The organism is Isobaculum melis (assembly GCF_900111355.1).
Lineage (GTDB): Bacteria > Bacillota > Bacilli > Lactobacillales > Carnobacteriaceae > Isobaculum > Isobaculum melis.
Genome location: NZ_FOHA01000002.1, coordinates 32,549 through 51,968 on the forward strand (window position 1 = coordinate 32,549; position 19,420 = coordinate 51,968).

At 36.6% G+C, this 19,420-nt stretch carries 19 protein-coding genes; all 19 read right to left on the reverse strand.

Going from position 1 to position 19,420, the window contains the following annotated elements; translation table 11 throughout:
* Positions 1–37 precede the first annotated feature (37 nt).
* Positions 38–1,468 (reverse strand): Asp-tRNA(Asn)/Glu-tRNA(Gln) amidotransferase subunit GatB, encoded by a 1,431-nt coding sequence (gene gatB / locus BMW29_RS01935; protein ID WP_092649752.1) that lies wholly within the window; start codon positions 1,466–1,468, stop codon positions 38–40.
* 18 nt (positions 1,469–1,486) lie between these two features.
* Entirely contained in the window at positions 1,487–2,941 is a 1,455-nt protein-coding gene (gene gatA / locus BMW29_RS01940; RefSeq protein ID WP_092649754.1) for an Asp-tRNA(Asn)/Glu-tRNA(Gln) amidotransferase subunit GatA, read from the reverse strand.
* Entirely contained in the window at positions 2,938–3,243 is a 306-nt protein-coding gene (gatC, locus tag BMW29_RS01945; protein WP_092649756.1) for an Asp-tRNA(Asn)/Glu-tRNA(Gln) amidotransferase subunit GatC, read from the reverse strand. Before gatC ends, gatA begins: the two co-directional genes overlap by 4 nt.
* Positions 3,244–3,394: 151 nt before the next feature.
* The gene (locus tag BMW29_RS01950; RefSeq protein WP_092649758.1) at positions 3,395–4,522 is read right to left on the reverse strand and encodes a CamS family sex pheromone protein; all 1,128 of its coding nucleotides are present in this window, start codon (positions 4,520–4,522) and stop codon (positions 3,395–3,397) included.
* Positions 4,519–6,534, reverse strand: a complete 2,016-nt coding sequence (gene ligA / locus BMW29_RS01955) for an NAD-dependent DNA ligase LigA (protein WP_092649760.1) — start codon at positions 6,532–6,534, stop codon at positions 4,519–4,521. The genes BMW29_RS01950 and ligA overlap by 4 nt, the downstream gene beginning before the upstream one ends.
* A 15-nt stretch (positions 6,535–6,549) precedes the next feature.
* Positions 6,550–8,814, reverse strand: a complete 2,265-nt coding sequence (pcrA, locus tag BMW29_RS01960) for a DNA helicase PcrA (protein ID WP_092649762.1) — start codon at positions 8,812–8,814, stop codon at positions 6,550–6,552.
* 149 nt (positions 8,815–8,963) lie between these two features.
* Entirely contained in the window at positions 8,964–9,626 is a 663-nt protein-coding gene (locus BMW29_RS01965; protein ID WP_092649765.1) for a GntR family transcriptional regulator, read from the reverse strand.
* 161 nt (positions 9,627–9,787) lie between these two features.
* The gene (locus tag BMW29_RS01970; RefSeq protein ID WP_245706210.1) at positions 9,788–10,552 is read right to left on the reverse strand and encodes a DUF1003 domain-containing protein; all 765 of its coding nucleotides are present in this window, start codon (positions 10,550–10,552) and stop codon (positions 9,788–9,790) included.
* An 89-nt stretch (positions 10,553–10,641) separates the two neighbouring features.
* Positions 10,642–11,298: a uracil-DNA glycosylase gene (locus tag BMW29_RS01975; protein ID WP_092649767.1), complete on the reverse strand. Its 657-nt coding sequence runs from the start codon at positions 11,296–11,298 to the stop codon at positions 10,642–10,644.
* Positions 11,299–11,382: 84 nt separating this feature from the next.
* A complete protein-coding gene (gene purB / locus BMW29_RS01980) occupies positions 11,383–12,675 on the reverse strand; it encodes an adenylosuccinate lyase (RefSeq protein WP_092649769.1) in 1,293 nt (430 codons plus the stop codon).
* Positions 12,676–12,703: 28 nt separating this feature from the next.
* Positions 12,704–13,831 (reverse strand): 5-(carboxyamino)imidazole ribonucleotide synthase, encoded by a 1,128-nt coding sequence (gene purK, locus BMW29_RS01985; protein ID WP_092649771.1) that lies wholly within the window; start codon positions 13,829–13,831, stop codon positions 12,704–12,706.
* Positions 13,832–13,979: 148 nt separating this feature from the next.
* Positions 13,980–14,348 (reverse strand): hypothetical protein, encoded by a 369-nt coding sequence (locus BMW29_RS01990; protein WP_092649773.1) that lies wholly within the window; start codon positions 14,346–14,348, stop codon positions 13,980–13,982.
* Positions 14,341–15,009 (reverse strand): HD domain-containing protein, encoded by a 669-nt coding sequence (locus BMW29_RS01995; protein ID WP_092649775.1) that lies wholly within the window; start codon positions 15,007–15,009, stop codon positions 14,341–14,343. The genes BMW29_RS01990 and BMW29_RS01995 overlap by 8 nt, the downstream gene beginning before the upstream one ends.
* A 78-nt stretch (positions 15,010–15,087) precedes the next feature.
* Positions 15,088–15,663, reverse strand: coding sequence for a xanthine phosphoribosyltransferase (locus tag BMW29_RS02000; protein ID WP_092649777.1), 576 nt, complete (start codon positions 15,661–15,663; stop codon positions 15,088–15,090).
* 69 nt (positions 15,664–15,732) lie between these two features.
* Entirely contained in the window at positions 15,733–16,449 is a 717-nt protein-coding gene (locus BMW29_RS02005; protein ID WP_092649779.1) for a beta/alpha barrel domain-containing protein, read from the reverse strand.
* A gap of 126 nt (positions 16,450–16,575) precedes the next feature.
* Positions 16,576–17,205 carry a glycoside hydrolase family 73 protein gene (locus tag BMW29_RS02010; RefSeq protein ID WP_092649781.1) on the reverse strand — a complete coding sequence of 210 codons (630 nt, stop codon included), beginning with the start codon at positions 17,203–17,205 and terminating at the stop codon, positions 16,576–16,578.
* A 24-nt stretch (positions 17,206–17,229) separates the two neighbouring features.
* Positions 17,230–18,042 carry a M15 family metallopeptidase gene (locus tag BMW29_RS02015; protein ID WP_092649783.1) on the reverse strand — a complete coding sequence of 271 codons (813 nt, stop codon included), beginning with the start codon at positions 18,040–18,042 and terminating at the stop codon, positions 17,230–17,232.
* 40 nt (positions 18,043–18,082) lie between these two features.
* On the reverse strand, positions 18,083–18,658 hold the full coding sequence (locus BMW29_RS02020) for a YdcF family protein (RefSeq protein ID WP_092649785.1): 576 nt from the start codon (positions 18,656–18,658) through the stop codon (positions 18,083–18,085).
* 69 nt (positions 18,659–18,727) lie between these two features.
* On the reverse strand, positions 18,728–19,399 hold the full coding sequence (locus BMW29_RS02025) for a histidine phosphatase family protein (RefSeq protein ID WP_092649787.1): 672 nt from the start codon (positions 19,397–19,399) through the stop codon (positions 18,728–18,730).
* Between the last annotated feature and the right edge of the window lie 21 nt (positions 19,400–19,420).

Here is a 19,420-nt window from a genome sequence, read left to right on the forward strand (position 1 = left end):
ATCCTCCTACTACTTTGAATTCTAAAAAATGGATAGCTTAACGCTTGCTTAATTCTTGATTTAACAATTTATTCACAACACCTGGATTTGCTTGTCCTTTGGTTGCTTTCATTAATTGTCCAACTAGGAAGCCGACTGCGCGATCTTTTCCATTCTTAAAGTCTTCAATCGATTGAGGATTGTTATCCAATACTTCATTAATAATTGGTAAGAGTTGTGCTGGATCAGATAGTTGTACTAAGCCTTTAGCTTCTACTACTTTTCTTGCATCGCCGCCATTTTCAGCTAATTCACGGAAGACTTTTTTAGCCATCTTAGAACTAATAGTACCATCTTCAATCAGACCAATCATTCCTGCTAGATTTTCTGGTGTTAAGCCAATTTCATGCAAGTCTTTTTGTTCACTATTCAGGTAAGCTGAAACTTCGCCCATTAACCAGTTAGAAGCTTGTTTTGGTGTAGCTCCTGCAGCAAGGGTTGCTTCAAAGAAATCTGACATTTCTGGTGTTAAGGTTAAGACCATTGCATCATATTCTGGTAAGTCTAATGAAGAAACATAACGCAGGCGTCTTTCTTTAGGCATCTCAGGAATAGATTCTCTAACACGTTCAACCCAGCTATCATCAATGACTAGGTTTGGAATATCAGGCTCGGGGAAGTAACGATAGTCACTTGAACCTTCTTTGACACGCATTAAAATGGTTTCGCCAGTTGTTTCATCAAAACGGCGAGTTTCTTGTTGAATAATGCCACCAGAAAGTAAAACTTTTTCTTGACGAATTTCTTCATGAGCAAGTCCACGTTTAACAAAGTTAAATGAGTTTAAGTTTTTCAATTCTGCTTTTGTACCAAAAGCAACTTGCCCAATTGGACGTAAAGAAATGTTGGCATCACAGCGCATTGAACCTTCTTCCATTTTTACATCACTAACGCCTGTATATTGAATAATTTGTTTCAAGGCTTCAAGATAAGCATAGGCTTCTTCTGGTGAGCGCATATCCGCTTCAGAAACAATCTCAATTAATGGGGTACCTTGACGGTTTAAATCTACATAAGAATAGCCATCTGTCCCATGATTATTTTTCCCTGCATCTTCTTCTAAATGGACACGTTCAATTCGGATTTTTTTCTTTTCACCCTCTACTTCAATCTCAATCCAGCCATCATAACCAATCGGTTGATCAAATTGTGAAATTTGATAAGCTTTTGGATTATCTGGATAAAAGTAGTTTTTACGGTCAAATTTTGTATGCTGTGCAATCTTACAATTTAAAGCCATGGCAGCTCTCATACCAAATGAAACGGCTTCTTTATTGACAACGGGTAAAACACCTGGATAACCCCAGTCAATGACATTCGTATTTGTATTTGGTTCTGCACCAAAATGGGCTGGAGCTGGTGAGAACATTTTTGATGCTGTTTTTAATTCTACATGGACCTCAAGTCCTATTACTGTTTCAAAATTCATTCTGTTCGTCTCCTCCCCTTACAAATTTGGTCTTTCTTGATGGAATGTTGTTGCTTGTTCAAATGCATCTGCTGCTTGATAAATTGTTGCTTCATCAAAATGCTTCCCAATTAATTGTAACCCAATTGGTAATCCTTCTTGATCAAAGCCACAAGGAATCGAAATCCCTGGGTTACCAGCTAAGTTTACTGGAATTGTTAAAATATCATTTAAATACATGGTTAATGGATTGTCTAATTTTTCACCAATACCATAGGCTGTTGTTGGTGCTGCAGGTCCTAAGATTAAATCATAGCTTTCAAAAACTTTTTCAAAATCTTGTTTAATCAATGTGCGAACTTGACCAGCTTTTTTGAAATAAGCATCATAATAACCTGAGCTTAAGGCAAATGTCCCCAGCATAATGCGACGTTTTACTTCCATCCCAAAGCCTTCAGAACGAGAGTTAATATAAACATCTTCTAAGTTTGTAACATTTTCAGAACGATAACCATAACGAATCCCATCAAAGCGGGATAAGTTTGAGCTGGCTTCACTTGAAGCAATGATATAATAAACCGCTACACCATATTGTGAATGTGGTAAGCTGACTTCTTCCACAGTTGCGCCTAGTTCTTTATACGTTTCAATAGCTTTTAAAACGGCCTCTTTTACTTCTGGTTGAAGACCATCAGCCAAGTATTCTTTAGGAACACCAATTTTCAGGCCTTTAATATCGCCAGTTAATTTTGCTGTAAAGTCCGGTACAGAGACACCTGCACTGGTACCATCTTTGGCATCATAACCACTAATCGCATTTAATACATAAGCATTATCGCGAACGGTTCTTGTTAATGGACCAATTTGATCTAAGCTAGAGGCAAAGGCAATCAAACCATAGCGAGAAACACGACCATAAGTAGGCTTCAATCCAACAATCCCTGTAAATGAAGCAGGCTGACGAATACTCCCACCTGTATCACTACCTAAAGACATCAGTACTTGACCAGATGCCACTGCAGCTGCTGAACCACCTGATGAACCACCTGGTACTTTTTCTAAATTCCAAGGATTTTTTGTTTTCTTAAAATAAGAAGTTTCAGTACTACCACCCATAGCAAACTCATCCATATTTAGCTTACCAACAGGAATCATATCAGCTTGATAAATTTTTTCCATCACGGTTGCATCATAAATTGGTACAAAGTTTTCTAGCATTCGGCTTGCTGCTGTTGTTTTTAAACCATTTGTGACAATATTATCTTTGATCCCAATTGGTAAACCAGCTAAGACATTATCCGTTGTAATCCCTTTAGCATCAATATTTTTAGCTAATTCCATTGCATGCTCTTCATCTAATGTAATGAATGAACCAACCTGCTCTTCTGTTTCACGAATACGGTCAAAAGTAGCTTTTGTCACATCAACAGAAGTAATTTCTTTTGAGACAAGAAGGTTGTGTAATTCGCTTAAATCTTTCTCTAATAAACTCATGCTCCAGCCTCCCCATTGTCCATAATTGCAGGTACTTTGATAAATCCATCCTGAGAAGTGGGTACATTTTTCATCAGTTGGTCACGATCAGTTCCTTCTTCTGCTTGATCTTCTCTAAATGCATTGACTGTATCTAATACGTGAGTTGTGATTGGAACACCTGTTGTATCAACTTGTTCCAAGGTTTCAACCATCTGAATAATTTGATCCAATTTCTCTGTAAATTGTGAAATTTCTTCTTCTTTAAAAGAAAGTTTTGCAAGTTTTGCAACATGCTTGACTTGTTCTTCATTAATTGCCATTTGATTCCCTTCTTTCTGCTGCTATTTTAGCCTAAGCTTCTTCTCTATTTTAGCATAAAGAGCGTATGTCTACTAGCTTGTGTCTAAAAACGATGGCGACAGCTTTAAAATAGTTGCCACTGGCATTTTCAGACACCTGCTCAGCCTTTAGCTAATTAAATACATGATTGACCATTGTTTCCCCACCAGCATCTCGGCTCACAAACGATTCCATGCCATTGACTGAAATCATGCGAACTTCAATGGCAGCTGAATTAGGTAAAAATTTTCCAACTGAATCTGCCACATGTTGTGTAAAACTAATGATTTCTGCCTCTCCATAAAATTGAATGTTAACAGTAATGGTCAATTTTGATAACACATTATCAACATATTTTGCATTACCAACAACACCATTTAAATTAGGAAAATAATCTTGAATCGCTGTTTGAAAGTTTGCAAAAGAGGTTAAATCATCATTATGCTCTTCTTTCGCTTCATCAGAAGGCATAACCATATTTTTTTCATTCACATTTTTCCAATCAGTGACATTTGTTGCGCCATTTTGACTGACTGCATAAGCAAGATAATTTCCTGGTGATAAGCTATCTTGGCTAGATTGTTCATAAATGGCAATGGTAATTGGAATTTGGCTTAAGCCTTCCATTTCTCTTAAACGACTAATCACTTGATCGGCCATTTCTTTTCCTTTTGCCAATGTATCTTCAGAAGAAATCTCCGTTTTAAAGATATCGCCATAAGCAACTTTACGATAATAATCAATTGAATTCATCGCTAGTCCAATAGTGATGCCACCTAAGGAAATATCATCACCATTTTGAACCATATAATCTTGTTCAAGTACTTGTGCTAAATACATTGGATTACGTCCAGTTGGCTCAACATTCCCATTATCTTCTGGATTCAATCCATTTGGGTTTTCCTCTGATTTTCTTCCCAACCATTCAGTAACCATTTCACGATCTAAGTGTTGCCCTTCCTCAAAAATAAACTGATCTGTTGGGAATACTTTTTGTGAAATCCCTAATAAGCCAGTTTCAAATTCCTTCACATTATAGCTTGAGTTTAAATTTTCAACAGTCACACCTCTTGCTGTACTCACTTTATAGGGGACTAAGGTGCGATAATATTCATTTGAAAGCTGATGATTCGTGACTGTTTTTTTATCTCCATCACTTTCTTTTTTGTCACCTGTCATATTTTCTCCACCAATTCCAGCTGAACAGCCAGATAGCACAAGGATGATGGCACTTAAGGTCACTAATAGCTTCTGTTTCATTTCTCTTCCTCCTCTAGCGCTTCTAATAATTGGGTCTCATTCCAAACAGTTATACCTAAATTCTCCGCTTTGGTTAATTTGCTACCAGCTTCACTACCTGCCACCACAACATCTGTTTTTTTGGAAACACTCCCCGTGACTTTTCCACCAAGATTTTCAATTCTTTCCTTAGCTTCATCACGAGTAAAATGGGTTAATTTTCCTGTTAATACCCAAGTTTTCCCATTAAAGGCAGTTTCTTGCGTAGACTGCTCACTTTTTTTCTTCCCCAGATAAGTCATATTGACACCGACTTCTCTTAATTCTCTTAATAATTCATGCACTTCTTCATTATCAAAATAAGTGCGGACACTTTCACCAATAATTTCCCCAATTGAAGGAATGGCTGCAATCTCCTCTGGTGTTGCTTTAGCTAATGCTTCCATTGTTTCAAAATGCTCCGCTAGTAACTTACCTGCTTTGGCACCTACATGACGAATTCCTAAGCCAAATAATAAGCGCTCCAAAGAATTTCCTTTGCTACTCGCAATGGCTGTTAATAAATTATTTGCTGATTTGTCTTTGATTTTATCTAAGGTTAGCATCTCATAATAAGTTAATTGATATAGATCAGCTACATCATGAACCAAGTCTTTTTCAAACATTTGTGTTAACACTCGGATACCTAAACCATCTATATTCATGGCATTTCTAGAAACAAAGTGAGATAAGCCCTCAACAATTTGGGCTGGACACTTTGGATTAATACAGCGCAAAGCCACCTCTTCTTCTAAGTGTACCAATTCAGATTGACAAGCTGGACATTGCTCAGGAATTTGATAAGGCTCACTATCTGTCTCACGTTCACTTAATTTCACTCTTGTTACCTCTGGGATAATATCTCCTGCTTTATGCACAAAAACATGATCACCAATGCGAATATCTCGTTCTTGAATTAAATCTTGATTATGCAAACTAGCTCTTGCTACAGTTGTCCCAGCTAAATGAACAGGATCCATCATAGCGGTTGGTGTCACAACACCTGTTCTACCAACTGTCCATTCAATATCTCGCACAATGGTGACAGCTTCTTCTGCTGGAAATTTATAAGCAATCGCCCAACGAGGTGCTTTTACCGTATAGCCAATCTCTTCTTGTTGCTTAAATTGATTGACTTTAATCACAATCCCATCAATTTCATAAGGAAGCTCACTACGTCTTTCACCAAAATCACGAATATATTGGATGACTTCTTCAATATCTTGACAAACGGCACGCTCATGATTGGTTTTTAAGCCTAGACGATCTAATGCTTCTAAAGCTTCTTCTTGTCCTGAGGCTGTGATGCTCCCAAAATCTGCAACGGTATAAAGAAAAGAATCTAAATTTCTTTCTGCTGCAATTTTAGGATCTAATTGACGTAAGCTGCCTGCTGCTGCATTTCTTGGATTCGCAAAGAAATCTTCGCCTGCTGCTTCTCTTTTTTCATTTAGTGCCACAAAGGATTTTTTAGGCATAAAGCATTCGCCACGGACTTCAATTGAAACGGGCTGTTTTAATTTTAATGGTACCGATTTTACCGTTCTTAGATTTTGTGTAATATCTTCGCCAACCGTTCCATCTCCACGAGTTGCCCCTTGCACAAACTGTCCATCTACATATTTTAAGGAAATCGCCAAGCCATCAATTTTTAATTCACAAATATAGGCCACATCTGCTTCAATGATTTTTTTGATGCGTTGGTCAAAATCTCGTAAATCCTCTTCATTAAAGGCATTTCCTAAGCTTAACATTGGAATCTCATGTACAATTTTGGTAAAGCCTGGTAAAATCGTGCCACCCACTCTTTGTGTTGGAGAATCTGCTGTAATTAAGTCTGGATAAGCTTCTTCTATTCCAACTAATTCATGATAGATTTGGTCATATTCAGCATCTGTGACAGCTGGTGCATCCTTCACATAATAGGCATAACTCATTTCGTTTAATTGCTCTCTCAACACTTCAACATGTTTTTTTGCTTCTTCAAACGACATGTAAAAGCCTCCTTTTTAAACTTTAGTAATTGGTGCAAATGCTGCGAGTAAACGCTTGATGCCTTGCTCTGGAAATGCAATATCTAATTCTAAACTATTTTCGTCGCCACTGACTTTAACCACTGTTCCAACGCCCCATTTTTTATGCATGGCCTTATCTCCAACACTCCATGATAATTGGTCTGCACCACTTTCAGTCAGTGATTTTGTTGCTGGTTTTTGATAGGTTGTACTGGTTGCACGAGTGACTTGATTGTTTTGATAACGCTGCATACTCATGCTTGGGTTACTCATACTTGGTTTATTCCCAAATGGTGTACTCATTTGACTCGTACTATTCCCCATTTCTAATACCTCATCGCTTAATTCATTCATAAAGCGAGAGGCTGGGTTGGCTTGTGTTCGCCCATAAAGCATTCTTGAAAAGGCATTGGTTAAATAAAGCTTACGTTCTGCGCGCGTGATACCTACATAAGCTAAACGACGCTCCTCTTCTAGATCAGCTTCATCAATTGCTGCCCTAGAAAGTGGAAAGACGCCTTCCTCCATCCCAATTAAAAAGACAATGGGGAATTCTAGCCCTTTAGCAGCATGTAAGGTCATTAATGTAACCGTCGATTGCTGTTCTTCCATATCTAGGTTATCAATTTCAGCAACTAAAGCTAAATCATCTAAAAAGCTGCCTAGACTTTGCTCTTCCTCTTCCGCGGTTTCTTCAAATTGTTGTGTCACCGTTAGAAACTCCTGAATATTTTCAATTCTTGTTTGAGATTCTAAGGTATTCTCTGCTTTTAAGTTTTTTAAATAGCCTGTTTTTTCTAGCATTTCTTCCACAATTTCTGTGACAGATAAGGTTTCTAATTTACCTCTTAAATCTCTCATCATCATTGCAAATTTTTCAAGCTCAGTTGCTGCTTTACCAGAAATAGTAGAAATTTGAATATTTAATGCCGCTTCAAGTAATGACCAATCATATAAATCAGCAAAATCACGCAATTTATCAATTGTTCCTGGTCCAATTCCTCTTTTAGGTACATTGACCACACGCTGGAAGCTAATTGAGTCCACTGGATTGACTAATAAACGGAGATAAGCTAGTAGGTCTTTAATTTCTTTACGATCATAGAATTTATGTCCACCAATCATGGTATAAGGAATATTTGATTTTAATAAATTTTCCTCCATCACACGGGACTGGGCATTGGTACGATAAAGAACAGCAAAATCTCCATACTTCAAATCTTTTTCGCGCATCTCTTCTTGCATTTTCGCTACAACATAACGCGCTTCATCATGTTCACTTTGACCACGATAATAAGTAATCATATCTCCTGCTTGATTCTCAGTCCATAACGCTTTCGGTCTACGGTTTGTATTATTTTCAATGACCTCATTTGCAGCTTGTAAAATGGTTTTAGTTGAACGATAATTTTGTTCTAATAGCACCACTTTTGCATTAGGATAATCCTTTTCAAAATCTAAAATATTTTGCATATCTGCCCCACGCCAGCCATAAATACTTTGGTCACCATCCCCAACAACACAAAGATTCTTAAAGCGTTCAGCTAATAAGTTAACCAAAGTATATTGCGCATGGTTGGTATCTTGGTACTCATCTACATGAATATATTGGAACTTTCTTTGATAATATTGTAAGGTATCTGGGCTTTCTGTAAATAAGCGAATGGTTAACATAATCAAATCATCAAAGTCAACGGCTTCACTTCTTCTTAAAGTTCGTTCATATTGCTCATAAACCTCAGCCGTTTTTTGCTCTATATAATCACCAGCCTGTAAGCTATAAGCTTTTGCTGTTAATAAATCATTTTTGGCATTACTAATTCTAGAAAGAATTGCTCTTGGTTCATGCTTTTTAGGGTCCATATTTTTATCTTTTAAAATTTGCTTGATGACTGTTTGCTGATCACCTGGATCTAAAATCACAAAATTCTTATTGTATCCAATTTGGTCAATATCACGTCTTAGGATACGAACACACATTGAGTGAAAGGTAGATACCCAAACACCATCACCAGTTGGACCTAATAATTTTTCCACACGTTCCTTCATTTCTTTTGCGGCTTTATTTGTAAACGTAATGGCTAAAATATTCCATGGATTTACCTGTTTTTCTTCAATTAAATAAGCAATTCTATGAGTTAACACACGTGTTTTCCCACTACCTGCACCTGCCATAATTAAAAGCGGGCCATCAGTATGAATAACTGCTTCTTTTTGTCTAGGGTTCATCCCTTTTATAATATCTTCTTTTGAAACCATTTACGCCATCCTCTCTTTCAATCAATCGCTCTTTATTATACCAAAAAAAAGATAGAACTTCTTTAAAAATCCACTAAGAGTCTAAACAAAAAAGAAATTTCTCATTTTTGGTCGTTTTCTGACACAACCTAGAGAAATTTCCTTCTTTTTTAGCGAATAGCTGATAATAATAAATGATTAATGGTTGTTCGCACCTGTTTTCTAGCTTGCATAAAGTGCTGGTTATCCATTGAACGCATCACTTCCATTAATCTTGGAATCATTTGTGCAGTATTGCGTTCCATGACACCTTTAATATCCTCATTACATCGTGACACTAAATCAATATGTGTCTGACTCACAAGCTCTGTCATATAATCATTTTGTGCCAGTGCAACAAACTCAACAATAAACGTACGCTCAATGGCAAAAAAGTAATGATAATCTTTTTTTTCTAAATAGTCATTCATTAAGACTAGTTTATTAGAAAAATGCTGGATATCTAATGGAATTGATTTGGCTTCCACATGATTAATCACATGAATAAAAATAAGTTCGATGAATTCTACTCGTTGGATGTATTTTTCTCTATCAATAAAAGGTGGATTCACAACTGCTCCTTTGTTTGATTCAATTGTGACAAAATTGTTTTGCTCTAATTTTTGAATGGCTCTTCTAACTGGTGTACGGCTCATGTTTAATTCTTCCGCAATGGTTAATTCAATAATTCGCTCAAATGGTAAAATTTCTTTTAATTTGATTTTATTTTGTAAATACATATAAGCATGCTCTTCGAGGTTCTTATATTTTTTTTCACCTATATTCGCCAACATCCTTATTTCTCGCTCCTTTTTCAATCAACATCATTTATCATTTTACAATAGTTTTATAGGGTATGTCTAGTGGTTGAAATAAATCCGATTATTTTATTAAATCAAAAGATTTCTGCACTTAAAATAATGCCTCAAAGAATCTAAAGCTATCACAAACAACCTTATAGTGATTCTTTTAACGACGATTCTCTTTGCATTTTTTGACAGTCTTGATTTTCGTTTGAGAAAGTTTCAACTTGCTTGCATAAGGTTTCAAGTAAGTCCACTTGAATACTTTGAACTTCAAGTAATCGTTGCCATTGTGTTGTCATCATATGGTCCATTTTTTCATGTAATAACCGAATTTCTATTTCTGATTTTAAATTGACCTTATAATCATTTGTAGATTGCTCTCGATCTCTTGCTTCTTGTCTATTTTGACTCATCATAATCACAGGTGCTTGAATAGCTGCCAAACAGGATAAGACAAGATTTAGTAAAATAAAGGGATAAGGGTCAAAAGGTTTCACAAAAATAGCAATTGAATTAATGATAATCCAAGTTAATAACACAGCTATAAATGCAAAAATAAAAATCCAGCTACCACCAAATTTAGCTAATCTATCTGCTACTCTTTGCCCAAGTGTGCGTTGATTATCTACTGCTTTATTTGGTTCTTGCACAATCATTTCATCCTTAGCAATACTTTCAAGTACTTGTTGATGCAAAAGGCTCATTTCACTTTGATCAAGTCCAATTGTAGCTCGTACGTATGCAATACGCTCTTGAATCAAATCAGCTTCACAAATAAAATAATCCTCTGCTACGTCCCCATACTTAGCTTTCAGATAAAGCTTGAATGTTTCTGGTAGCTCTTTTACATAGGTGCCTTCATTTGTAGAATAGACTTGCTGACACATCAAACAGGTTGTTTTTTCAGTAGTCATCGCTTTTCCCCCTCAAACTCATGATATTTCAGTCATTATAGCATAACCAGAGAAAAAAGAGGGATTTAACCTACTGCAATAACCTTTCATTATCCTCCCCATTGAATAGGTTTCTGATTAGCTTCTGTTAAATAATGATTGATTTGACTAAAAGGCTTACTCCCAAAAAAGCCGCGATGTGCTGATAAAGGACTAGGATGAACACATTCAATTATTTTATGCTGTGAATTGGTTAATAGAGGGACTTTTTTTCGTGCATCTGCTCCCCAAAGGACAAAAATAATGGGTTCAGCACGAAGATTTAAGGCTTGAATGATACAATCTGTTAAAATTTCCCATCCTTGATTTCGATGAGAGGCGGCTTTTCCTGCTTCAACTGTTAACACAGTATTTAATAACAGTACTCCTTGTTCTGCCCAATCTGTCAAATTTTTATTGGTACGTTCAATGCCGACATCAGTCGCTAATTCTTTAAAAATATTTCTTAATGAAGGTGGAAATTTTGCTTCTTCAGAAGCAATTGAAAAGCTTAACCCATGTGCTTGATGTGGTCCATGATAAGGATCCTGTCCTAATATCACAACCTTAACTTGTTGATAAGGCGTTAGCTTTAATGCCTGATAAATGTTTTCTTCCGCTGGATAAACTATTGTTTCAGCATAAGCGGTGTCCACAAAGGTTTGTAAGCTTTCAAAATAAGGCTTTTTTTGTTCCTTAGCTAATAAATTTTCCCAGTAAATATCCATGTTTTACCTGCTTTCTCTTTCTTTTGATGCTTCACTTTTTAAAAAGCCCTCAACTTTTATTATAGTTGGGGGCTTTTGGGTTTCCTATAAGCCAACACGCTCAAAGATTGTATCGACATTTTTTAAGTGGTATTGATAATCAAAAGCATCATCAATTTCAGCTTGTGTTAAAACGGTTGTAATTCTTGCATCATTTTCTAATAAAGGTTTAAATTGGACTTGATTGTCCCAAGCTTCAGCTGTTTTAGGCTGTACCAAATCATAAGCTTCTTCACGGCTCATCCCTTTATCAATTAGCTTTAGAAGCACTCTTTGTGAATAAATCAAACCAAAAGTAGCATCCATATTACGTTTCATATTTTCAGGAAAGACGGTTAGATTTTTAACAATATTTCCAAAACGATTGAGCATATAATTTAATAGAATGGTGCTATCAGGTAAAATAATGCGTTCTGCTGATGAATGAGAAATATCTCTTTCATGCCATAAGGTCACATTTTCAAAGGCTGTCACAACATGTCCACGAATCACACGAGCTAGACCTGACATATTTTCTGAACCAATTGGATTACGTTTATGCGGCATTGCAGAGGAACCTTTTTGACCTTTTGCAAAGAATTCTTCCACTTCTCTTGTTTCTGATTTTTGTAAGCTACGAATTTCAGTTGCAAATTTTTCAATACTCGTTGCAATCAGCGCAATCGTACTCACATATTCCGCATGAAGGTCACGAGGTAAAACTTGGGTTGAAATTTCTTGCGCACGAATGCCTAATTTTTCACAGACAAAAGCTTCTACAAATGGTGAGATATTTGCGAAAGTCCCAACTGCACCACTAATTTTACCAGCTTCAACACCTTTGGCTGCATGTTCAAAGCGTTCAATATTACGTTTCATCTCAGAATACCATAGTGCTAATTTCAAACCAAATGTGGTTGGTTCTGCATGGACACCATGTGTTCGCCCCATCATCACAGTATATTTATATTCTTTGGCTTTCTCACTAATAATGGTTAAAAAGTTTTGTAAATCTTGACGTAAAATATCATTCACTTGCTTTAATTGATAACCATATGCCGTGTCGACTACATCTGTACTTGTTAAACCATAATGAACCCATTTACGCTCTTCCCCTAAAGTTTCTGAAACAGCTCTTGTAAAAGCGACTACATCGTGACGTGTTTCTTGCTCAATTTCCAAAATACGGGCAACATCAAAGCCTGCATTTTCGCGAATTTTGATCACATCTTCTTTTGGAATATCACCTAGCTCAGCCCAAGCTTCATCTGCTAAAATTTCTACTTCTAGCCAACATTTATAACGATTTTCATCTGTCCAAATGGCAGCCATTTCTGGTCTTGTATAGCGTTCTATCATGTTCTCATGCTCCTCATTGATTCTAAATTTAATCCCAAATTTCTGAATATTTGATAGCTTGCAAGGCCTGCTCTGTTTGATTTGCTAAAACAGTGACATGTCCCATTTGCTTAATGGCACCTATGCTATCTTCACCATAAAAATGAAAATGCCAATCTGGCTGTAGCGCGATTTGTGCATAAACATCCTCTAAATAACTACCTAAGATATTAACCGTTACAGCAGGCTGTAATAATTGAACTTCTGGTAATGGCCAGCCACAAATCCCACGAATATGCAGTTCAAATTGAGAAAAATCACACGCCTCAATTGAATAGTAGCCAGCATGATGGGGATGAGGAATCAGCTCATTCACATAAATTGTACCTGAGGATGTCATCAGCATCTCAATCCCTAATACACCAACTAATTGCATTCCCTCAGCAATTTGTTTTCCTAAGCGTTGCGCCTCTTCATAAACATCCCCATCAATTCTTGCTGGAACAATTGATTGATGTAAGATATTTAAGCGATGATTGTTTTCCGAAACTGGTAAAATACTAACTTGTCCCTGTTGATTTCTTGCAATTGTCACAGCTAGTTCACGCTCAAAAGGAATCCATGCTTCTAGTACGCCAACCCCTCTTTTCAGGATTTCTTGACATAAATGAATATCTTCCTCTTCATACATTACCACTTGATCTCTACCCTCATGGCTATTTCTAGCTGTTTTTAAGACACAAGGAAAACCAATGCTTTCAACCGCTTTTTCGATATCTAAGGTATCAATCACTACTGCATAGGGCGCAATATTGATTTTATTGGCCTCTAAAAAAGCTTTTTCCAAAGAACGATCCTGTGTGATGGTTAACACTTCTAGCCCTTGAGGAATACGTACTTTATTTTCAACAGAAGCTAATAAATCGATATCTACTTCTTTAAATTCATAGGTTAATACATCACATTTTTCCGCCATATGTCTGATTGCTTCTGGATTGTTACATGAAGCTTGAATTTGCCAATCTGCAACCTGCGCTGCTGATCCATTCAATTTTGCATCTAAGACACCTACTGAAAAGCCTAATTTTTTAGCAGCTAAAGCCAACATTCTACCATGCTGTCCGCCACCTATAATGCCAATTGTTTGTCCAGGTAAAACCATTTTAGTTGAGTTCATCGCTACTCCCCGTTACTTTATTTAGCTTCATCTTTTTCTTTAAATGAGCCATTTGAAATGACACGTTCTTATTCATTCTATCAAGCAACAGAATGCCTGTCAAACCTATCATTCTAGGAAATAACAGCTTTTTTATTCCACAAGTATCTTATAAAAAATAATAGACAAGTACAACAAGCACAAGTCCGACAATCCCATAAAGAATATCAATCCATTGAAAGGCTACTTGATGACTATATAAATAATAGCTTTCAGACAAAATTTGGCAAAAGCTTGTAAAAATCGCACAACTGCCAATCCATTTTAAGCTCGCTGCTTTTTTTTGGAGATAGGTAGACAAGAAAACGAGTGCCGGCGCCATCATCATGCTTGTTCCTAAATTAGGTGCACTGCCAAAATAGATTGGAAAGACAACTAATAGGTCTGGATAGGCCATTCGCACCCATAAGGTACTTCCCCAAATTGCAGATCCCAAAATCAGGAGGAAAATAGATGCATATCTTTGTTGCTTAATCATAGGCGATACCTGGTTTTTGATAACCTGTTTCCTCATAGAAAGCTTCTAAAAAGGATAACATCCTCTCATGTCTTTGCTGTGCCTCTGCTTGTGCTGCCTTTGTTTGCATCAGCTCTTTAATTTTTAATAATTTTTCATAAAAATGATTGATACAAGTTGAGGGCATGTTCCGATAAGCTTCATTTGTCATTGCCTCACGAATCAAGATTGTTTCATCATATAATGCTTGCCCAGTAGCACCAGAATAAAGCAATGTTCTAGCAATCCCAATTGCGCCAATTGCATCTAAGCGATCTGCATCTTGCACAATTTTTGCCTCAAGTGTTTTTGGTTTTCGACCATTGCCACCTTTAAAACCAACACTATCAATGATTTGTTGAATTTCCTTAATAGCGGTTTGTGAGACATTGATGCTTTGTAGCCATTCGTGTAAATCAAGGGTTACTTGAGCTGGATCTGCTACTAATTTTTCATCAGCCACATCATGTAAGAGTGCGGCCATCTCAATCAAAAAGGCATCTCCACCTTCTATTTTTTGCAACTTTTGTGCATTTAGCCACACTCTTTGTGTATGATCAAAGCCATGACCAGTCCCTTCATCTTTAAAAAAATGACGGACATATTGTTCTGTTTGTTGAATGATTTCCTCTTGATGAGACATTATTTCACACTCCTTATCAATTAGAACACTTAATGAAAGAAGCAAGCGTCATCCTAAGATACGTTTGCTTCATTGCTATTATTCTTCCACAAATACGACTTGGTTGTCCTTAAAGCTTGCAATACGTGCTAAAGATTCAATCTTAATCTGTTGTTCTTCAACCAGTGCTCTTCCTTTTTGGAAGGATTTTTCAATGACAATCCCAACACCAGAAATATGGGCACCTGCTTGTTTACAAATATCAATTAAACCAACTGCAGCTTGTCCATTTGCTAAAAAGTCATCAATCAGTAAAACATGATCGTCTTGTGATAAAAATTGTTTGGAGACAGCAATTTCATTGCTCACTTTTTTGGTAAATGAATAAACGGTTGAGCTATATAAATTATCTGTTAAAGTTAAGCTTTTATGTTTTCTGGCAAAAATAACTGGAATCCCCATTTCTAAGCCTGCAAAGACTGCAGGCGCAATCCCAGAAGATTCTATTGTAATGATTTTATTAATGCCTAACCCCTCAAATAGTCGGGCAAATTCTTTCCCTATTGCTTGCATTAAAACAGGATCAATTTGGTGATTTAAAAAATGATCGACTTTCAATACTTCATTTCCAATGACTGTACCTTCTTTTAAAATACGTTCTTCCAATAACTTCATGCCTTATTTCCCCCTATCAATGTTTCCAAAGCTCTATAATGTTACATATCATACCATATTTTCCTTTATTCAGATAGTTCTTTTTGTCTCTTCCTCTGTTTGATATTTCATGGCCTCTTCTTCACGATATTGTTCCATTTTCTTTTTAAATAGCATCCCATTTGTTGGCGGTGTATACGTAATCGCATTGGCACCTGCTGCAATGGTTTCTTGAATCGCAGCTTCTGTAGGTCCACCTGTTGCAATAATGGGTAGCTGAGGATATTGTGCTCTGATTTGTCTCACAATCTGAGCTGTTTTAGCACCACCACTTACATTAAAAATACTCACACCTGCTTTAATTTTCTCATCAATATCAGTAAATTCCGAAACAATCGTCCCAACAATTGGAATATCAACTGTTTCTGCAACTGCTTGAATGGTTTCTAATGGGGTTGGCGCATTTAAAACAACTGCTATTGCACCTTCCGCCTCAGCAAATAAACTAATATTTACAGAACGTTTGCCTTGGGTTAAGCCGCCTCCTACACCTGCAAAAACAGGGATATCTGCGACTGAGGTAATCCCTTGAATAATCGCTGGATGAGGGGTGAAAGGATACACAGCAATGACCGCATCTGCATTGGTATTTTTGATAATCGCAATATCTGTACTAAATAAAATAGACTGAATGGTTTTCCCAAAAATTCGAATCCCACTTGCTTGTTTAATGATTTCAGGCACTGTGACAATGTCCTTTTTTAAATAGGTGGTAATTTCTGGAATAAATTGTTTTTCGTCTGTCAAATGAAGCCCTCCTTGAAAATTACTTTTCTATAGTTTAGTTGATTTTCTAAAAAAATACTACTGATCTTATTTTAAAAAGGAAAACAATGATGGTCAAAGCCAGTCATTGTTTCCCTTTCCTTACGATTATCGATCATACTCATCTAGCTGATACTGCTGAATCAGCTCAATTAATTTTTGGGCATAAGCAGGATCTGTTGCATATCCTGCTTCTTGTAGTGCATTTGCGGCCTGCTGATAAGAAGTCGCATTTCTGACTGCCAAATATTGATCTGGATTCCAAGTTGTTCCTACTAAAAATAAGTTTGCATGATCATCTATGGATTCTTTCCATGAATCATATTTTCTAAAACGCGCCTCTACTTCAATCCATTCATCATTGACAAATTCTGCGGTTTTCATCAGTACGGTTTGCTGCTGTTCAGTCCCTTTAATTCCAAAAAAATTATTATTCTCTTTTGAGAGTTCACTTTCTCCCCAATCAGATTCCAAGATTGCTTGTGCAATGGTAATACTTGGCAAGATTTGATAGGCCACTTGCTGCTGCTTTGCATAAGGTCCAATTTTTTGAATAAATTTTTCTTCTTTTGATAATTCTTGAGGTCGTTCAACAGCAACTTCTTCCTGTGATAATAAAAATGAACAAAATAAAATCAAGATAAAAGCCACAACAAAGAATAAGCTAGCACGAATCGTACGGCCTTGCTTGGTTGGACTTTTTAATTTTCTGATCCATTGATTGATTTTTTTCTTCACTTATTCATCACCACACCTGTCTCTTTACTTCTTGTTGTTTTGAACCGTATCGTCAACTAATTTTAGATATTCTTCTAGGGTTAAACCTTCTTCATAAATTTGTGTCGCATGATCAATCCCTACATAACGATAATGCCAGCCTTCATGAGCATAGCCTGTAATGTCTTCTTTTCCTGTTGGATAACGCATCACAAAACCATATTTATGGGCATTTTCTTTTAACCAAACTGCGCCATCATAGGCATCAAAGCGATCATCCAGCTCCCCAACATCATGATTATATTGTGGTGTCACAATATCTAATGCTAGACCTGTTTGATGCTCACTGGTACCTGGGTAAGCAATATAATCTAAGGTTAGCTTTTTGGCTTCTTCTTCTGAATAACCTTGATTCAAGTAAGTTGCTATACTTTGATCATAAATCCCTTGTTGTGCTTCTACTGAGCGATATCCAGAAATAAGTAAAAACTCAATGCCATCAGCTTGTGCTGCCTGCTTCATACTTTCATAAGCCGGAAAAATACGTTGATCCATGCTTTGATTGTTATCTGCATTCTGAATTTCTAAACCTGCCACTTCATTTACTGGAAATTCTTTATTGGCTAAAATCAACTGCCAGTCAGTTTTATCAATCATGACACCTTTATAGTCAATACTATGTTCTGTGATTGGTTTCAGCACTTCATTTTCAGGTGCTACTGTTGATTCATCAGATACTTGGCTTTCACTTGTTGATTCTTTTGCTGATTGTGCTTCTTTTTTCTCTTGGCAACCACTTAATAAGAATAAGACGCCCATTGCCACTGCCATTGCTTTTACTTTTTTTTGTTTACTCACTTTAAAGCCCCCATTTTAACATATCATTACTTTATTTGGTTTATTTTGGATGATCAAAAATAAAAGCATATGTGACAGATAAGACTTCTCTCACTGTACTTTTAATGCGATATCCCTCATTGGTTTGCGCGGATAGTCCACTTGCATCAATTCCTACCCGTTTGGCTAACAGCAAGGAACGAAAGAGATGATAATCACTTGTCACAATGACTGCTTTTTGAACACCAAATTTTTCTTTTGCATACATCAAATTTTCAATTGTTCGTGTCGATTGATTTTCTACTTGAATTCGCTCACTTGCAATCCCCAATTCGATTAAATACTCTTTCATTGTATCCGCCTCAGTTGCCGTTTCATCTGCTCCCTGTCCCCCAGTGACAATCACCGAAACGATTGGATGTTCCTTTAAATAAGCAGCTGCAGTTGTGAGTCGACTTTTTAAAACCGTCCCCGGCTCAGCAGGATTTCCAACAACTTTTGCGCCTAAAATAATCATTGTATCAGCAGAAGTATCTGGCTGTGTTTGAGAACCATGATACATCAATGCCACAATGAAACAAAAATAGCCTACGATCAAAATAACGAGCATTTTCACAATCCTTCTGATTTTCCTCATGGCTTCCACCCCTCTAGCAACCACTTATTCTACTAGAAAAAATGTAAGCTTTCATTAAAAAAAATCCTATTAATAATAAAGATGATTGACTTTTTCAACTGTAAATTGCTGATTTTCATAATTTAAAATGGTTGCTGATGCATTTTCAACGATATCAATATTCATCTCAAATAAATGATTTAACAGCATGCGAATCACATTCCCATGAAGAACAATCAAAATATTTCCTTCTTCTCCTTGATGTGCTTCTACAACAGCCTTTAGACCCGCTTCCAATCTTGTAATCACCTCTAAATAGCTTTCAGCATGCCCAGCTGGATCTAATAATTTCACTGTATCTTGGATTTCTGCTGAGTTAGAGCCTGCAATTAAATCTTCAAAATTCTCATAGCCTAATTTTTCAATAATTAAATCCCAGACAACTTGATTGAATTCTCCTTCAAACGAGCCAAAAAAAGTTTCTCTAAACTCAGGCATTGGCTGAACCGTTGTCTCCTGTAATGAGTGATTGTGTTCAATAATCAGATTGGCGGTTACAACTGTTCTTCTTAAATCACTTGAATAGGCTTGCAGAAATGGAATCTCTTTTGTATTTTTGGCAAAAACCAAAAGATCCTGTTCCCCTTTTTCTGTTAAGGGTGTATCAGACCAGCCTTGCACACGGTCATAATGATTCATAAAAGTTTCTCCATGTCTCACTAGAAATAATGACAATTTTTTGCTCATATTCATTAACCTCATTTACCATTGTATTTAGAATGC